This window comes from Dyella acidiphila (assembly GCF_014863405.1).
Classification (GTDB): Bacteria; Pseudomonadota; Gammaproteobacteria; order Xanthomonadales; family Rhodanobacteraceae; genus Dyella_B; species Dyella_B acidiphila.
On record NZ_JACZZA010000008.1, the window covers coordinates 49560 to 65773 of the forward strand.

The window sequence follows — 16214 nt, forward strand, 5'->3', positions numbered from 1 at the left end:
AATGTTCGGCTTCGACACAACCCAGGCAAAGCGCCGGCAGGGCCCGCGCGGCAAGTTCGACTTGCCGCTGCTGGTGGCCCTGGTCGGTCTTGCCTGCGTGGGTGTCGTGATGGTGGCATCCAGCTCCATCGCCGTGGCCGACAGTTCGCACATGGGGCAGTTCTACTACCTCAAGCGCCACTTGCTGTTCCTTGCGCTGGGCGTGGTCGCGGCCGGCGTGGCGATGCGCACTGAGCTGAAGGTGATCGAGAAGCACGCCTTCTTCCTGATGCTGGTGGCCTTCATCATGCTGCTGGCGGTGTTCGTGCCGCACCTGGGCATGAAGCTCAACGGCGCGCGGCGCTGGCTCAACCTGATCGTCACCTCGTTCCAGCCGGTGGAAGCGGTGAAGCTGATCCTGGTGGTGTATCTGGCCAGCTATCTGGTGCGCCATCGCGAAAGCATCGAAACGCGCTTCCTCGGCCTGATCAAGCCGCTGGGCGTGTCGGGCGTGATCGTGCTGCTGCTGCTGGCGCAGCCGGACTTCGGTTCGGCCACGCTGATCATCGCGGTGACCATCGCCATGGTGTGGCTGGGCGGTTCGCGGCCGATCTTCCTGTTCCTGATGGGCTTGCCATTGATGCCGCTACTGGCGATCGCGGCGACCAGCGAAAGCTATCGCATGAAGCGCCTTACCTCGTTTATGAATCCATGGGCGCATCCGTTCGACGACGGCTTCCAGCTCACGCAGTCGCTGATGGCGATCGGCCGTGGCGAATGGATGGGCGTGGGGCTGGGATCGAGCGTGCTGAAGCTGTCCTACCTGCCCGAGGCGCATACCGACTTCATCTTCGCGGTGATCGGCGAGGAACTGGGCTTGTTCGGCATTCTGGCCGTAATGGGTTTGTTCGCGCTGACCGTATGGCGCGGCCTGCACGTGGGCTTGAAGGGCGTGGAAATTGGCCAGCGCTTTGCCGGCTACATCGCCTTCGGCATCTCGCTGATGCTCGGCCTGCAGACGATGGTGTCGATCGGCGTGAACCTCGGCGCGCTGCCGACCAAGGGCCTGACCTTGCCGCTGATCAGCTACGGCGGCTCGTCCATCGTGCTGACCTGCGCGATGGCCGGCGTGCTGTTGCGCGCCACCTTCGAAATCTATCGCGCCATCGATGCGCGCCAGATGGCGACGCGCGTACCGGCGGCGGCTGTGCCCGATGCCAATCCGGCCACCGCGCGCGAGCGCGAGGCGGTGGCGGCATGAGCGCACAGGCACCCGTGCTGATCATGGCCGGCGGTACCGGCGGTCACATCTTCCCCGGCCTGGCGGTGGCGGAAACGCTGCGTGCGCAAGGTGTGCCGGTGGTATGGCTGGGCGCGGCCGGCGGCATGGAAACCAAGGTCGTGCCTGCGCATGGGATCGAACTGCATACGGTGGCAGTGAGCGGTCTGCGCGGCAAAGGGCTGAAACAGCGGCTGCTCGCGCCGTGGATGCTGTTGCGCGCGCTGCTGTCGTCACTGGCGGTATTGCGCCGCCTGAAGCCGCGCAGCGTGTTGTCGATGGGTGGCTATGTCGCCGGCCCGGGCGGCCTGGCCGCGCGCCTGCTGCATCGTCCCTTGCTGGTGCACGAGCAGAATCGCGTGGCCGGATTCACCAATCGCAAGCTCGCCGCGCATGCCGCACGTGTGATGGCCGGCTTTGCCGACGCGTTGCCGAACGCGCAGTGGGTCGGCAATCCCGTGCGCGGCGCGATTGCTTCCTTGCCGGCGCCGGCTCAGCGCATGGCGGCACACCAGGGCAAGCCGCACTTGCTGGTGCTGGGCGGCAGTCTTGGCGCACGCGCATTGAACCTGTCCATTCCGCAGGCTCTGGCCGAGATGCCGGCCGAACAGCGGCCCGATGTGCTGCACCAGTGCGGCAACCGCGGCATCGACGAAGCGCGCAAGGCCTACGCCGATGCCGGCGTCGAAGCGCGCATCGTGCCGTTTATCGAAGACATGGCCGGCACTTATGCATGGGCTGACCTGGCGGTATGCCGCGCCGGCGCACTGACCCTGGCGGAACTGACCGCAAGCGGCCTGGGCGCGGTGCTGGTGCCGTTTCCGCACGCGGTGGACGACCACCAGACCCGCAACGCCGAGGCGCTGGTCGCAGCCGGTGCAGCTGAATTGATCCAGGAACGTGATTTGAAGACAAAGGATTTGGCGCAGCACCTGACTGCGCTGCTGAGCGACCGCAGCAAGTTGCTGGCGATGGCGGAAGCCGCACGCACTTTGGCCAAGCCGGATGCCGCGGCGGATATCGCGCGTGCCTGCCTGGAGGTGGTTGCATGACGCCGCGTCGCCTGCTCGCTCACGAAGATTTGATGAGCACCTTCCGCCGTGTGCACTTCATCGGCATCGGCGGCGTCGGCATGAGCGGCATTGCCGAAGTGCTGCATAACCTCGGCTATGCTGTGTCCGGTTCGGACCGCAGCGAATCGCCCACCGCCTTGCGCCTGCGCGAGCTGGGTATTGATGTGCGCATCGGTCACACCGCCGCGCATATCGGCGATGCGGACGTGGTCGTTACCTCCAGCGCGATCAAGGCCGACAATCCGGAACTGGTCGCTGCACGCGAGGCGCGCATTCCGGTGATTCCGCGCGCCGAGATGCTTGGCGAGCTGATGCGCTTCCGCCGCGGCGTCGCCGTGGCCGGCACGCACGGCAAGACCACCACCACCAGCCTGGTGGCAAGCGTGCTGGCGGAAGCCAATTACGACCCCACCTTCGTGATCGGCGGCCAGCTCAACGCGGCCGGCGCCAATGCGCGGCTGGGTACCGGGCAATATCTGGTCGCCGAGGCGGATGAGTCGGATGGCTCGTTCCTGCTGTTGTCGCCGGTGATTGCGGTGGTCACCAATATCGACGCCGATCACCTGGAGAATTACCAGGGCGATTTTGCGCTGGTGCGCAAGGCGTTCAACGATTTCCTGCATCGTCTGCCGTTCTACGGCCTGGCCGTGCTGTGTGTGGACGATCCGGAAGTGGCCGAGCTGGCCGAGCTCACCACGCGCCGCGTGATGACCTACGGTATTGACGCCACGCATGCCGACGTGCGCGCGATCCATGTGGAGCAGCGCGGCTTCGAAATGCATTTCGATCTGCTGCTGCCTGGTTTGAGCAATCCCATTCCGGTAACGCTCAATCTGCCCGGCCGGCACAACGTGCTGAATGCGCTGGCGGCTGCGTCGATCGGCTGGCAGCTGGGTGTTGAAGCCGATGCGATCGCGCACGCCTTGGCGCACTTCCAGGGCGTGGGCCGCCGCTTCCATCGCCGTGGCGAGATTGCGCTGGATCAAGGCAAGGTGATGCTGGTCGATGACTACGGCCATCATCCGCGCGAACTGGCGGCGGTGTTTGCCGCAGCACGCGGCGGTTGGCCGGAGCGCCGGCTGGTGGTCGGCTTCCAGCCGCACCGCTACAGCCGCACGCGCGACCTGCTCGACGATTTCGCCAAGGTGCTGGCCGAGGCCGATGTGCTGGTGCTGACCGAGGTGTATCCGGCCGGCGAAGCGCCGATTGCCGGTGCCGATGGCCGTGCGCTGGCGCGCGCAGTGCGTGCGCGCGGCAAGGTCGATCCGGTGCTGGTCGGCCATCCGCGCGAATTGAAGGACACCCTGCCGGCGCTGCTGCGCGACGGCGATCTGTTGCTGCTGCTTGGTGCCGGCGATATCGGCGCGGCGGCGGTGGAGCTGGCCCAGGTGGGCCATTTGAGGACGAGCGAAACATGAAGATCCAGGACCCCGCACAATTTGGTCGCGTCGCCGTGGTGATGGGCGGCAGTTCGGCCGAGCGCGAGGTATCGCTCGACTCCGGCCGCAATGTGCTGGCCGCGCTCAAGGCGCGCGGCGTCGATGCGCATGCGATCGACGGCATCCCGGCCTTGCTCGATGCGCTGCGTGCGGGTCATTTCGCCCGCGTGTTCAACATCCTGCACGGCCAGCATGGCGGCGGCGAGGACGGTGTGCTGCAGGGTGCGCTGGAGTCTTTGCACGTGCCGTACACCGGCTCGGGCGTGCTCGGTTCTGCGCTGTCGATGGACAAGACGCGTTCCAAGCGCGTGTGGCAGTCGCTGGGTTTGCCGACGCCGAAATTCGTGGCGCTGCCGCGCGGCGCGGACGTGCATGCGGCCGCCCGGCAGATCGGCTTCCCGCTGATCGTGAAGCCGGCCTGCGAAGGTTCCAGCGTCGGCATCACGCGCGTGTTCGAAGAAAAGGATCTGGATGCCGCCGTGGCGCTGGCGCAGAAGTATCCGGGCGACCTGTTGATGGAAACCCTGATCGAGGGCGACGAACTCACCGTCGGCATCCTCGGCCGCCAGGTGCTGCCCAGCATCCACATCGTGCCCAAGGGGGCGTTCTACGACTACAACGCCAAGTACATCGCTGAAGACACACGCTATATCTGCCCGGGCCTGGAAGGCGATGCGGAAGCGGCGCTGCGCGGCCTGTCGCTGGAAGCGTTCGATGCGCTGGGCTGCTCCGGCTGGGGCCGCGTCGACGTGATGCGCGATCGCCAGGGCCGCGACTGGCTGCTGGAAGTGAATACCGCACCGGGCATGACCTCGCACTCGCTGGTGCCCAAGGCCGCGGCGGTTGCCGGTATCGATTACCAGGAACTGTGCTGGCGCGTGCTCGAAACCAGTTTCAGGGAGGATGCATGAGGGGAAGCATCCGCCTCGTCGCATGGTGCCTGGCCATCGCCCTGGTGGTGATGCCGATCGTCGGCGTGCTCTGCGGCTGGTTCGCCGCCGACCGCTGGCCGGTGACCCAGCTGACGATGCAGGCCGAGTTCAAGCACGTGAGCGCGGAGCAGATCCGTGCCGCCGTACGGCCGCGCCTGGGCAAGGGCTTCTTCGCTTTGAATCTGGACAACGTGCAGAAGGCCGTGGCTGCGCTGCCGTGGGTGGAATCGGTGGAAGCGAGCAAGCGCTGGCCCGATACCTTGCTGTTGCGCGTCTACGAGCGCCAGCCGTTTGCACGCTGGAACAATACGCAGTTGATCAGCCAGGAAGGCAAGGTATTCAGCGTGCCCGACGCTGCGGATTACACGCAGCTGCCGGACCTGCACGGCCCCGACGATCATCTCGCCGAAGTAGTGAGTTTTTTTGCCGATGCGCAGAAAGCCTTCACCGGCACGCATCTGAAGATCACCGGCGTGACGCTGACCGATCGCGGCAGCTGGAGCGTGGCGACCGATACCGGCGCGCAGATCGTGATTGGCGATCGCAGCCAGGCCGGCCGCCGCCTGCGCCGCTTCCTCGATGTCTATCCGCAGGTGACCGCCGGCCACGAGCAGGGTTTTGTCTACGCCGATCTCCGCTACACCAACGGTTTTGCCGTGAAATGGCCGCAAGCGCCGGCCGCCCCGACCGCTCCGACAGCCGGAGGCACGCCCCGCACATGAAAGCCAAAAACGAAAAACAACTAGTTGTCGGCCTCGACATCGGCACCTCCAAAGTGGTGGCGATCGTGGGCGAGTACGAGCCGGGCGAACCGATCGAAGTCATCGGCATCGGCTCGCATGTGTCGCGCGGCATGAAGCGCGGCTCGGTAGTGGACATCGAATCCACCGTGCATTCGATCCAGCGCGCGGTGGAGGAAGCCGAGCTGATGGCCGGCTGCGATATCCGTTCGGTGTATGCCTCCATTTCCGGCAGCCACCTGGAAACGCGCAATTCGCACGGTACCGCTGCGATCCGCGACCGCGAAGTGGCACCGGGCGATCTGGACCAGGTGCTGGAGGCTGCCAGCGCAGTGGCGATTCCGGCCGATCGCAAGGTGCTCTACAAGGAGTCGCAGGAGTACCGCATCGACGGCCAGGACGGTATCCGCTCGCCGGTAGGCATGAGCGGCGTACGCCTGGAAGCGTCCGTGCATCTGGTGACGGGTGCGGCGGCGGCGGTGCAGAACATCAGCAAATGCATCCAGCGCTGCGGCCTGTCGGTGGATGAACTGGTGCCTTCGGCAGTGGCCAGCGCCAAGTCGGTGCTGACCGATGACGAGCGCGAGCTGGGCGTATGCCTGGTCGATATCGGTGCCGGTACCACCGACATCGCAATCTACACGCAGGGTGCGATCCGCTACACCAAGTCGCTGCCGGTCGGCGGCGATCAGGTGACCAACGACATCGCCTATGGCGTGCACACGCCCACGGCGCATGCCGAGGAAATCAAGATCAAGTACGCCTGTGCGCTGGCACAGCTGGCGCACGCGGAGGAGACCATCCAGGTGCCGAGCGTGGGCGATCGTCCGCCGCGCCGGCTGGCGCGCCAGTCGCTCGCGCAGAGCGTGCAGGCGCGCTACGAGGAAATCTTCGAGATGGTGCAGGACGAGCTGCGCCGCTCCGGCTACGACAGCCTGGTCGCGGCCGGGGTGGTGCTGACCGGTGGCGCCTCGCGCATGGAAGGTGCGCTGGAGCTGGCCGAAGAGATCTTCCACAAGATGGTGCGCATCGGCGTGCCGCAGCACGTGAACGGTTTCGGTGAGGTGATCGCTAATCCGCTGCATTCCACCGGCGTAGGCCTGCTGCTGCATGGCGCGCGTTCGGGCGGCATGCGCGTAAGCGGCACTACCGGCGGCAGCGTCGGCGGCCTGGTCGACAAGCTGCGCAGCTGGGTTACCAAGAATTTCTAGTTTTGGCCGCGCAGGACGCGCGGCATGGGCGAATGGAGGTTCGCTCGCCACCAAGGCATTGCAGGAGCGGTGCCGCGGTTACAACGACAACGAAAGCTCTACGGAGGACGGGAAATGTTTGAACTGGTCGAAAAACTCGCACCGAATGCGGTGATCAAAGTCATCGGCGTGGGCGGCGGCGGCGGCAATGCCGTGGCGCACATGCTCAACTCCAACATCGAAGGCGTCGAATTCATCGTCGCCAACACCGACTCGCAGGCCATGAAGGGTTGCGGCGGTCGCATGCACCTGCAACTGGGCGCCAATGTCACCAAGGGCCTGGGCGCGGGCGCCAATCCGGAAGTGGGCCGCCAGGCCGCGCTGGAAGATCGCGAGCGCATCGAAGAAATGCTCGAAGGCGCGGACATGGTGTTCATTACCTGCGGCATGGGCGGCGGCACCGGCACCGGTGCGGCTCCGGTGGTTGCGCAGCTGGCCAAAGAGAAGGGCATCCTGACGGTGGCGGTGGTGACCAAGCCGTTCCCGTTCGAAGGTCGCCGCCGTATGCAGGTCGCCCTCAAGGGCATCGAAGACCTGTCCCAGCACGTGGACTCGCTGATCACCGTACCGAACGAAAAGCTGCTGTCGGTGCTCGGTCGCGAAGTCACGCTGCTGAACGCCTTCAAGGCGGCCAATGACGTGCTGCAGGGTGCGGTGCAGGGCATTGCCGACCTGATCACCAGCCCGGGCCTGATCAACGTCGACTTTGCCGACGTGCGTACCGTGATGAGCGAAATGGGCCTGTCGATGATGGGCACCGGTACCGCCCGCGGCGACGACCGCGCCCAGGCCGCGGCCGAGGCGGCGATCAACAACCCGCTGCTGGAAGACGTCAACCTCAATGGCGCCTGCGGCATCCTGGTCAACGTGACCGCCGGTCCGAACCTCACCATGCGCGAGTTCGACGAAATCGGCCGCATCATCCACGACTTCGCCAGCGAAGACGCCACGGTGGTGATCGGTACCTCGCTGGATCCGGAAATGCAGGACGACGTGCGCGTGACCGTGGTGGCCACCGGCCTGAACCGCGCCACCTCGCGCCAGCCGGTCCGCCCGGTAGTGACCCAGCAGGTGGAAATGCGCCAGCGGCCGCGTCCGATGGTGCTGCGCACCGGTACCGGCAACGAGGTGGTCGATTACGCCCAGCCGGAGATCGTGGCCAGCAATCCGCGTGGCGGTGACAGCCAGGCCAAGAGCGCCGATCCGAGCTTCGACTATCTCGACATCCCCGCGTTCTTGCGCCGCCAGGCAGATTAATGCGTAAAGAAATGTGAATGTCATGAACTAACGACGTATTAACTTGTCATAGTTCCCCGTGCCGGGCAGCGAGGATATCCTCCCTGCCTGCTGCCTCGCCGTCGCCAGAAGGCCGGACGCGGCTAGGGGACATCGCTATGTCGGCTGACGTCGTATTCGTGCGTTTGAATGCGATAGACAGTGCGGCCTAAGGATGGCGCACGATTGGCTAGTGTGGTGTGGATGCCGCCTCAGCTGGTCCAGAGTCCCGTTGCCGGAACTTCCCGTCCCCGGCGCGGGGCTCTGTGTCATATCGCAAGTGCTTGATTTATTAAAGGTACTTGCAGCATCCCAATGCGAATGACTTGCATTTGTGGATGAAAGGAAAATGAAGGATTCACCGGACGGTTCGGTATGGTCTATTTTTCCGCAGGTTAAGACTGTGTTAGCATCCTGGCTCGCATTGGCTGCTGCCCCTTACAGGTACCCAATAAATGATCAAGCAGCGTACGCTTAAAAACATCATCCGTGCTACCGGCGTCGGGCTGCATACCGGCGACAAGGTCTACATGACATTGCGTCCGGCAGCACCGAACACCGGCATTGTTTTCCGTCGCACCGATCTCAATCCGCCCGTCGATATTCATGCGCGTCCGGATCGTGTCGGCGACACGCGTCTGTCCACCACGCTGGTGAATGGTGACGTTCGTGTTTCAACGGTGGAACACTTGCTCTCGGCCATGGCCGGCCTGGGCATCGACAATGCTTATGTCGATCTGTCCGCGCCGGAAGTGCCGATCATGGACGGCAGTGCCGGCCCGTTTGTCTTCCTGCTGCAATCTGCCGGCATCGAAGAGCAATCCGTGGCCAAGCGCTTCATCCGCATCAAGAAGCCGGTGAAAGTGCAGGAAGGCGATAAATGGGCCAGTTTTGAGCCGTTTGAGGGCTTCAAGGTTGGTTTCTCGATCGAGTTCAACCACCCGATCATCTCCAAGCGCACCTCGCGCGCCGAGATCGACTTCTCGACCACCTCCTTCGTGAAGGAAGTGAGCCGCGCACGTACCTTCGGTTTCATGCGTGACATCGAAATGCTGCGCGAACACAACCTCGCGCTCGGCGGTTCGATGGACAACGCCGTGGTGCTCGACGACTACCGCGTGCTCAACGAAGACGGTCTTCGCTACGAAGACGAGTTCGTCAAGCACAAGATCCTCGACGCGATCGGCGATCTCTATCTGCTCGGCCACAGCCTGATCGGCGCGTACTACGCGCACAAGTCCGGGCACGAGTTGAACAACAAGCTGCTGCGTGCGCTGATGGCCGACGTTTCCGCCTGGGAAGAAGTGAGCTATCAGGACGATCCGGCCACCGCGCCGATCTCCTACGCGCATCCCGCCCAGGCGATCTGAAAACCCGGGTTCTGACCCCGCAAGCCGGGCCCTCTGGGTCCGGCTTGTTTGTTTTGTGATCCAGTTCACACTTTCCGGGTTCACACTTTCACGATGCCGAGACAGGTCCTAGAGACCTGGGCAGGGGGGTGCGTGGTATAAATCCGACTTCCCGCCCGAGGGGTAGGCCGATGTCGGCCCATCTGCCGGGAAGAACGCTTCAGCTCAGGGCGTTCCGTCGGGGTTGGAATCCGCAGGTTCGGCGACGGACGCCAGTTCCAGGAATAGGGCCCGCAATTCGGGATCCTGTATCGATTTTGCGGCTGCCTTCAAATGAAGTGCGGCTGCGGCTGAAAGCGGTTTTGATTGCTCCGGCTGGGGATTCGGCGGAGGAAGGGGGGCCACTTTCACGGTAACTGAGCCGGCATTCGCGCCTATGGCGCGAGCGGCAGCGAGGATTTGCGCCTGTTGCAGGCGCAGCCGCGATGCCCAGGCCGGCGAGGAAGCCAGAAACACCAGGCGGTCGTCGCGGAAGTTGGCGAACCTGACCTGCTCACGTAGTGGCAACGGCAACGTCTGCCGCAGTGCGCGGTCCAAGGCTTCCAGCTTGCCGGCCTTTTTGGCCAGTGCGGCGACCGGACCAACGGCGGTAATGGATTGCGGTCCATGGCCGGTGCGGGGTGGGACGGGGGCGTCGCGCTGCATCGGGTAACTACAACTGGTAATGACATGCAAATCATACTCGTCTCACGCGCAGGGAAGGTTCCAAAAACACTGGACCTCGCCAATCAGCGACTGCGCTGGCGCGTTCTGGGTATCGGCGCTGCAGCGGTGCTGGCGCTGGCCAGTCTTGGCGCCGGCGTGGCGCTGGCGGTGGTCAGTCCGCGCGACCGCGCGATGGCCGAGATCGACGCACTGCATAAGCAGGTAAAGCAGCAGGATGTGCAGCTCGGCGACCTGCGCGACGATGCCCACCGGCAACTCGATGCCCTGGCCATCAAGCTCGGTCAGCTGCAGGCCCAGGCCACCCGCATCAATGCGCTGGGCGAGCGCCTGGTGCAGGTCGGCAAGCTCGACAGCGGCGAATTCAATTTCGACCAGCCGCCGCCGGTGGGCGGCGTGGAAGTCACCAGCGGCAGCAGCGCTTATGCTTTGCCGCAGACCCTCGATGCCAGCATCGACCAGCTGGCCACCCAGTTCGATACCCAGCAGGCGCAGCTCAGTGCGATGCAGAGCCTGCTGATGAATGCCCGCATCGATTCCAATCTCAAGCCCACGGGCATGCCGGCAGACGGCTACATTTCCTCTTATTTCGGCGTGCGCGCCGACCCCTTCGACGGCAGGTCCGCGCACCATACCGGCCTGGATATCGCGGTGCCTTACGGCAGTGCGGTGCATACCGTTGCCGAAGGCATGGTCACCTATGCCGGCGTCCGCAATGGCTACGGCAACGTGGTCGAGATCGACCATGGCAATGGCTACATGACCCGCTACGCGCATAACAGCAAGCTGCTGGTGCACCCGGGCGAGCATGTGCGCGTCGGCGACGAGATCGCCGAAGCGGGGTCCTCCGGGCGGTCCACCGGCTCGCACGTGCATTTTGAGGTCTGGTACAACGGCCGCGTGCTCAATCCCCTGGCGTACGTGAAAAACCATCGCTGAGCGCGGCCCTGCGGCGCCCTTGAAAGCGCCGCACCCCACCGCCACCCCTGTCCAGGGCCTATCCGGTCATCTATGCAGTTCACACTGCTGCATGCTGGTGCCGAAATAGCCGGGTCCAGCGCAGGTTTCCGCGTTTGGGATACCTATCGGACCCTAGTATCATCAGTCCTTTGCCCGCCTGGGCCTGCCCGGGCAGGCTTCCTCCCGTTTCCTGATCCGGAAGATCGATGCTCAACCGTGCCCTGACGAGCCTATTTGGCAGCCGTAACGACCGCGTGCTGCGCCAGCTGTCCAAGACCGTCGCGCGCATCAACGCGCTGGAGCCTGAGTTCGAGAAGCTCAGCGACGAGGGCCTGCGCGGCAAGACGGCCGAATTCAAGCAGCGCATCGCCGACGGCGAGGCGCTGGACAAGCTGCTGCCGGAGGCCTTCGCGGTGGTGCGTGAAGGCGCCAAGCGCGTGCTGGGCATGCGCCACTACGACGTGCAGCTGATCGGCGGCATGGTGCTGCACATGGGCAAGATCGCCGAAATGCGTACCGGCGAAGGCAAGACCCTGGTGGCGACCGCGCCGGTGTACCTCAACGCGCTGGAAGGCAAGGGCGCTCACGTGGTGACGGTGAACGACTACCTCGCCAAGCGCGACGCGGCGCAGATGGGCAAGCTGTACAACTTCCTCGGCCTGACCGTGGGCGTGGTGTGGCCGGGCATGGACCATGCCGACAAGTTCGCCGCCTACGCCGCGGACATCACCTACGGCACCAATAACGAATACGGCTTCGATTACCTGCGCGACAACATGGCTTTGTCCAAGGAGCAGCGCTGCCAGCGCGGCCTGCACTACGCCATCGTCGACGAGGTGGACTCGATCCTGATCGACGAGGCGCGCACGCCGCTGATCATTTCCGGTCCGGCAGAAGATTCGCCGCAGCTCTACATTGCGGTGAACAAGATCGTGCCGCGCATGACGCGCCAGGAAGCGGAAGACGGCGCCGGCGACTACTGGGTCGACGAGAAGCAGAAGCAGGTGCATCTGTCCGAAGAGGGCATGCAGCATGCCGAAGAACTGCTGCAGCAGGCCAAGGTGATCGAGGACGACAGCAGCCTGTACGACTCGCGCAACCTGGCGATCGTGCATCACCTCAGCGCCGCACTGCGCGCGAACGCGATCTACCAGCGCGACGTCGACTACATCGTGCGCGACGGCGAAGTGATCATCGTCGACGAATTCACCGGCCGTACCCTCGCCGGCCGCCGCTGGTCCGACGGCCTGCACCAGGCAGTGGAAGCGAAGGAAGGCGTAACGATCCAGCGCGAGAACCAGACGCTGGCCACGGTGACCTTCCAGAACCTGTTCCGCATGTACAAGAAGCTGGCCGGCATGACCGGTACGGCCGATACCGAAGCCTACGAGTTCCAGCAGATCTACGGCCTGGAAGTGGTGGTGATCCCCACCCACAAGCCGATGATCCGCCAGGACAACCCGGACATGGTGTTCCTCAGCCAGGAAGTGAAATACAAGGCAGTGATCGAGGACATCCGCGACTGCCACAAGCGCGGCCAGCCGGTGCTGGTGGGTACCGCTTCGATCGACGTATCGGAGCTGCTGTCCAATCTGCTGCGCAAGGAAAAGATTCCGCACGAAGTGCTCAACGCCAAGCAGCATGAGCGCGAGGCACATATCGTGGCGCAGGCCGGCATGCCGGGCTCGGTGACGATCGCCACCAACATGGCCGGCCGCGGTACCGACATCGTGCTCGGCGGCAGCCTGGAAGCGGCGCTGGCGGCATTGCCGGAAGATGCTTCGGAAACCGACCGCGCCCGCGTCAAGGCCGAATGGAAGAAGCGCCACGAGCAGGTGCTGGCTGCCGGCGGCCTGCATATCGTGGGCACCGAGCGCCACGAGTCCCGCCGCATCGACAACCAGTTGCGTGGCCGTTCCGGCCGCCAGGGCGACCCGGGTTCTTCGCGCTTCTATCTCTCGCTGCAGGACAACCTGCTGCGCATCTTCGGCGGCGAAGGCCTGGTGCGCTGGATGAAGCGCTTCGGCATGAAGGAAGACGAGGCGCTGGAAGATCGCATGATCAGCCGCCAGATCGAAAAGGCGCAGCGCAAGGTCGAACAGCACAACTTCGATATCCGCAAAAATCTGCTCGAATACGATGACGTGGCGAACGATCAGCGTAAGGTGATCTACCGCCAGCGCGACGAGCTGCTGGAAGAGGACGACGTGTCCGGAACCGTCGCCGATATCCGCGAGGACGTGGTCGAGGGCATCGTTCACCGCTACGTGCCGGCCGACAGCATCGACGAGCAGTGGGACATCGCCGGGCTCGAGCGCGAGCTGGAAAGCGAGTTCGGCATGTCGACCCAGCTCAAGCATTGGCTGGAGCAGCAGTCGGAAGCCGATGCGGGCACGGTGATGAAGCAGGTGCGCGTGCTGCTCGACGAACTGTTCCAGGCCAAGGAAAAGCAGATCGGCGTGGAAACCATGCGCCAGCTGGAAAAGCACATCATGCTGAGCGTGGTGGACAACGCCTGGAAGGAACACCTTTCCAGCATGGACTACATGCGCCAGGGCATCTATCTGCGCGGTTATGCGCAGCAGGATCCCAAGCAGGCATTCAAGCGCGAGTCCTTCGAGCTGTTCTCGCAGATGCTGGCGCGCATCAAGGTGGAAGTCACCCAGATGCTGGCACGCATCCGCATCCGCAGCGAGGAAGAAGTTGCCGCGATGGAAGCAGAGCAGCAGCGCATGGCCGAGCGCCTGCAGCGCCAGATGCAGACCACCGGCGGCGGTGCGCCCACGGGTGGCGCGCTCGGCATGGAGGCCTCGCAGCCGCAGCTGGCACCGGAACCGAGCGGTCCCAAGGTGGGTCGCAACGATCCCTGTCCCTGCGGCTCGGGCAAAAAGTACAAGCATTGCCACGGTCAGCTGAGCTGATCGTGCGCCTGGCGTAGGTTGGGTTAGCGCAGCGTAACCCAACAGTTTCACCACACAGCAAAAGGCCCGCGCGTGTGCCGGGCCTTTTGCTGTACGAACTGAAGAACGCAGGGGCGCTTTTAACCTACGCCTCGCCTGCCTTAATCGCCTTCGCCCGCCAGGCGCTTGCGATGCGGCTCGGCATCCACCGTGATGTACTGCGGCTCTTCCACGTCCAGTCGCAGCGCGGTGAGCTTGCCGCCCCACACGCAGCCGGTATCGATGCCGTAGATGCCAAGGCCGGCAAACCGTCCCAATGCGGACCAGTGGCCGCATACGATACGCACTTCGCGCCGGCGCATGCCGGGCACCTCGAACCACGGATACATGCCCGGCTTCTGCGTGCCCGGTGCATCCTTGCCTTCGAAGTCGATGCGGCCGTTGACGTCGCAGAAGCGCATCCGCGTCAGCGTATTGATCGATGCGCGCATGCGCTCAATACCTTGCAGCCGGCTGGACCAGGCTGCCGGTCGATTGCCGAACAGGTTTTTCAGCAGCCGCGGATGGCGCGGGCTGGACAGCTCGCGCTCGATTTCCTGGGCGCAGCGTTGCGCCTGCTTGAGCGTCCAGGTGGGCGCCAGGCCGGCATGCACCATGGTCCAGCCCAGGGCTTCGTCATGATGCAGCAGCTTTTGGCTGCGCAGCCATTCGAACAGCACCGGCGCGTCTTCGGCGAACAGCACTTCGCGCAGCTCGGGATTGACGCGTGCTTGCGCATCCTGCTTGCGCTGGGCGATCGCCAGCAGGCTCAGATCATGATTGCCGAGCGTGACGATGGTGCTTTCGCGCAGCGAGTGCACCAGCCGCAGCGTGTCCAGCGACTGGCCGCCGCGATTGACCAGGTCGCCGCAGAACCACAGGCGATCCTGCGCCGGGTCGAAGCGCAATTTTTCCAGCAGCCGCTGCAATTCCGGATAGCAGCCCTGGACGTCGCCGATTGCATAGGTTGTCATCAGCGCCTCGCCTCACGGATCTGCTGCGCGCACATCATGGGATACCTCTCAGTGCAAAGTGCGCGGAATGGAAAGGGTGAAGGTGGGGATGGGCGCTTCGAAGCGGGTGCCGTCGTCGGCGACCATCTGATAGCTGCCCTGCATCGTTCCAACGGCGGTCTCCAGCACGGCGCCGGAGGTGTATTCGTAATCGTCACCGGGCCGCATCCAGGGCTGTTCGCCGACCACGCCTTCGCCGTGTACTTCTTCGATCTTGCCATTGGCATCCGTGATCACCCAGTGACGGGTGAGCAGGCGGGCCGGAACGACTCCCGCGTTGTGCAGCCTGATGGTGTACGCGAATACGTAGCGATTTTCGTCAGGCGCAGATTGGTCCGGCACGAAGCGGGTATGGACCTGCACGTCGATCGTGTAGGGGGATTTGTCGTTCATATAGGGCATTGTACGGGCTATGCGCGTTCAAGGGCAGCGCAATAGCTGGGCTGCGGCCGGAGGCCGGTGCCGTTGTCAGGATGCTACGTCGACCTTCGCAAGACGCACGAAGTCATCCGGCGAAAGCGTTTCTGCCCGCGCCTTGGGATCGACATCGGCCTGCCGGATTGCATCGGCGTCCATCCATTGCCGCAGCGCGTTGCTGAGCGTTTTGCGGCGCTGGGCGAAAGCGGCCTTCACAATGTTGTGCAGGCGCTCCGGATCGGCATCGTGGCGTGCTTCGGCGGCGATCGGCACCAGTCGCACCACGGCGGAGTCCACTTTCGGCGGCGGCCGGAACGCGCCGGGCGGCACGTCGAACAGCGGCTCGACCCGACACGCCAGCTGCAGCATCACGGATAGCCGTCCATATACCTTGCTGCCGGGCTCGGCCGCCATGCGGTCGACGACTTCTTTCTGCAACATAAAGTGCATGTCGGCGATGGCGGCCGCATGCTCGATGCAGTGAAACAGGATCGGGCTGGAGATGTAGTACGGCAGATTGCCCGCAACGCGCAGGCGCGAAACACCGGCATCGCGCGCCATCGCCGTGAAATCCACCTTCAGCACGTCGGCATGCACAATGGAAAGGGTGCCGGTGCGTTCCGCATGGGCCTGCAGGCGCGGGATCAGGTCGGTGTCCAGTTCGATCGCGGTGAGCTTGCCGGCGGCGGCGAGCAGCGGAAAGGTAAGTGCGCCTTCGCCGGGGCCGATCTCGACCACGAAGTCATCCGGGCGTGGCGAGATCGCGCTGACGATGCGATCGATATAGCGGCGCTCGTGCAGAAAATGCTGGCCGAAACTTTTCTTGGGGCGGCTGGGGGCGTTCAT

At 64.3% G+C, this 16214-nt stretch carries 14 protein-coding genes; 10 read left to right on the forward strand and 4 right to left on the reverse strand.

Translation table 11 applies throughout. The features are described from left to right. Position 1: 1 nt before the first annotated feature. The 8 genes from ftsW to lpxC all read left to right on the forward strand — a co-directional run bounded on the left by ftsW (position 2) and on the right by lpxC (position 9337). Entirely contained in the window at positions 2 to 1240 is a 1239-nt protein-coding gene (gene ftsW / locus IGX34_RS13335; protein WP_192556219.1) for a putative lipid II flippase FtsW, read from the forward strand. After that, the gene (murG, locus tag IGX34_RS13340) at positions 1237 to 2310 is read left to right on the forward strand and encodes an undecaprenyldiphospho-muramoylpentapeptide beta-N-acetylglucosaminyltransferase (RefSeq protein WP_192556220.1); all 1074 of its coding nucleotides are present in this window, start codon (positions 1237 to 1239) and stop codon (positions 2308 to 2310) included. The genes ftsW and murG overlap by 4 nt, the downstream gene beginning before the upstream one ends. Then, the gene (murC, locus tag IGX34_RS13345) at positions 2307 to 3749 is read left to right on the forward strand and encodes a UDP-N-acetylmuramate--L-alanine ligase (protein ID WP_192556221.1); all 1443 of its coding nucleotides are present in this window, start codon (positions 2307 to 2309) and stop codon (positions 3747 to 3749) included. Before murG ends, murC begins: the two co-directional genes overlap by 4 nt. Beyond that, positions 3746 to 4681, forward strand: coding sequence for a D-alanine--D-alanine ligase (locus IGX34_RS13350; protein ID WP_192556222.1), 936 nt, complete (start codon positions 3746 to 3748; stop codon positions 4679 to 4681). The genes murC and IGX34_RS13350 overlap by 4 nt, the downstream gene beginning before the upstream one ends. Beyond that, positions 4678 to 5424 carry a cell division protein FtsQ/DivIB gene (locus tag IGX34_RS13355; RefSeq protein WP_192556223.1) on the forward strand — a complete coding sequence of 249 codons (747 nt, stop codon included), beginning with the start codon at positions 4678 to 4680 and terminating at the stop codon, positions 5422 to 5424. Before IGX34_RS13350 ends, IGX34_RS13355 begins: the two co-directional genes overlap by 4 nt. Further along, complete coding sequence (ftsA, locus tag IGX34_RS13360) at positions 5421 to 6653, forward strand: cell division protein FtsA (protein ID WP_192556224.1); 1233 nt, start codon at positions 5421 to 5423, stop codon at positions 6651 to 6653. Before IGX34_RS13355 ends, ftsA begins: the two co-directional genes overlap by 4 nt. A 114-nt stretch (positions 6654 to 6767) precedes the next feature. Next, positions 6768 to 7949: a cell division protein FtsZ gene (gene ftsZ / locus IGX34_RS13365; protein WP_192556225.1), complete on the forward strand. Its 1182-nt coding sequence runs from the start codon at positions 6768 to 6770 to the stop codon at positions 7947 to 7949. Between the two features lie 473 nt (positions 7950 to 8422). Then, positions 8423 to 9337, forward strand: a complete 915-nt coding sequence (lpxC, locus tag IGX34_RS13370) for a UDP-3-O-acyl-N-acetylglucosamine deacetylase (RefSeq protein ID WP_192556226.1) — start codon at positions 8423 to 8425, stop codon at positions 9335 to 9337. Between the two features lie 204 nt (positions 9338 to 9541). On the opposite strand, the gene IGX34_RS13375 is transcribed toward lpxC, so the two are convergent. Beyond that, positions 9542 to 10021, reverse strand: a complete 480-nt coding sequence (locus tag IGX34_RS13375) for a DciA family protein (RefSeq protein ID WP_192556227.1) — start codon at positions 10019 to 10021, stop codon at positions 9542 to 9544. A 24-nt stretch (positions 10022 to 10045) separates the two neighbouring features. Here IGX34_RS13375 and IGX34_RS13380 point away from each other — a divergent pair, with 24 nt between their 5' ends. Further along, positions 10046 to 10978 (forward strand): M23 family metallopeptidase, encoded by a 933-nt coding sequence (locus IGX34_RS13380; RefSeq protein ID WP_192556228.1) that lies wholly within the window; start codon positions 10046 to 10048, stop codon positions 10976 to 10978. A gap of 227 nt (positions 10979 to 11205) precedes the next feature. Beyond that, on the forward strand, positions 11206 to 13920 hold the full coding sequence (gene secA / locus IGX34_RS13385) for a preprotein translocase subunit SecA (RefSeq protein ID WP_192556229.1): 2715 nt from the start codon (positions 11206 to 11208) through the stop codon (positions 13918 to 13920). 140 nt (positions 13921 to 14060) lie between these two features. On the opposite strand, the gene IGX34_RS13390 is transcribed toward secA, so the two are convergent. From IGX34_RS13390 to rsmA, 3 genes are all read right to left on the reverse strand, one after another. Then, positions 14061 to 14912, reverse strand: coding sequence for a symmetrical bis(5'-nucleosyl)-tetraphosphatase (locus tag IGX34_RS13390; RefSeq protein ID WP_192556230.1), 852 nt, complete (start codon positions 14910 to 14912; stop codon positions 14061 to 14063). 48 nt (positions 14913 to 14960) lie between these two features. Next, the gene (gene apaG, locus IGX34_RS13395) at positions 14961 to 15344 is read right to left on the reverse strand and encodes a Co2+/Mg2+ efflux protein ApaG (protein ID WP_192556231.1); all 384 of its coding nucleotides are present in this window, start codon (positions 15342 to 15344) and stop codon (positions 14961 to 14963) included. Between the two features lie 75 nt (positions 15345 to 15419). Continuing rightward, the gene (gene rsmA / locus IGX34_RS13400) at positions 15420 to 16214 is read right to left on the reverse strand and encodes a 16S rRNA (adenine(1518)-N(6)/adenine(1519)-N(6))-dimethyltransferase RsmA (RefSeq protein ID WP_192556232.1); all 795 of its coding nucleotides are present in this window, start codon (positions 16212 to 16214) and stop codon (positions 15420 to 15422) included.

Bases quoted from the DNA above. Each gene is read 5' to 3' on its own strand.
- ftsW (WP_192556219.1), top strand. From the start codon at position 2: ATGTTCGGCTTCGACACAACCCAGGCAAAGCGCCGGCAGGGCCCGCGC.
- ftsA (WP_192556224.1), top strand. From the start codon at position 5,421: ATGAAAGCCAAAAACGAAAAACAACTAGTTGTCGGCCTCGACATCGGC.
- IGX34_RS13390 (WP_192556230.1), bottom strand. From the start codon at position 14,912: ATGACAACCTATGCAATCGGCGACGTCCAGGGCTGCTATCCGGAATTG.
- lpxC (WP_192556226.1), top strand. From the start codon at position 8,423: ATGATCAAGCAGCGTACGCTTAAAAACATCATCCGTGCTACCGGCGTC.
- IGX34_RS13380 (WP_192556228.1), top strand. From the start codon at position 10,046: ATGCAAATCATACTCGTCTCACGCGCAGGGAAGGTTCCAAAAACACTG.
- IGX34_RS13350 (WP_192556222.1), top strand. From the start codon at position 3,746: ATGAAGATCCAGGACCCCGCACAATTTGGTCGCGTCGCCGTGGTGATG.
- rsmA (WP_192556232.1), bottom strand. From the start codon at position 16,214: ATGAACGCCCCCAGCCGCCCCAAGAAAAGTTTCGGCCAGCATTTTCTG.
- secA (WP_192556229.1), top strand. From the start codon at position 11,206: ATGCTCAACCGTGCCCTGACGAGCCTATTTGGCAGCCGTAACGACCGC.
- apaG (WP_192556231.1), bottom strand. From the start codon at position 15,344: ATGAACGACAAATCCCCCTACACGATCGACGTGCAGGTCCATACCCGC.
- IGX34_RS13375 (WP_192556227.1), bottom strand. From the start codon at position 10,021: ATGCAGCGCGACGCCCCCGTCCCACCCCGCACCGGCCATGGACCGCAA.
- IGX34_RS13355 (WP_192556223.1), top strand. From the start codon at position 4,678: ATGAGGGGAAGCATCCGCCTCGTCGCATGGTGCCTGGCCATCGCCCTG.
- murG (WP_192556220.1), top strand. From the start codon at position 1,237: ATGAGCGCACAGGCACCCGTGCTGATCATGGCCGGCGGTACCGGCGGT.
- ftsZ (WP_192556225.1), top strand. From the start codon at position 6,768: ATGTTTGAACTGGTCGAAAAACTCGCACCGAATGCGGTGATCAAAGTC.
- murC (WP_192556221.1), top strand. From the start codon at position 2,307: ATGACGCCGCGTCGCCTGCTCGCTCACGAAGATTTGATGAGCACCTTC.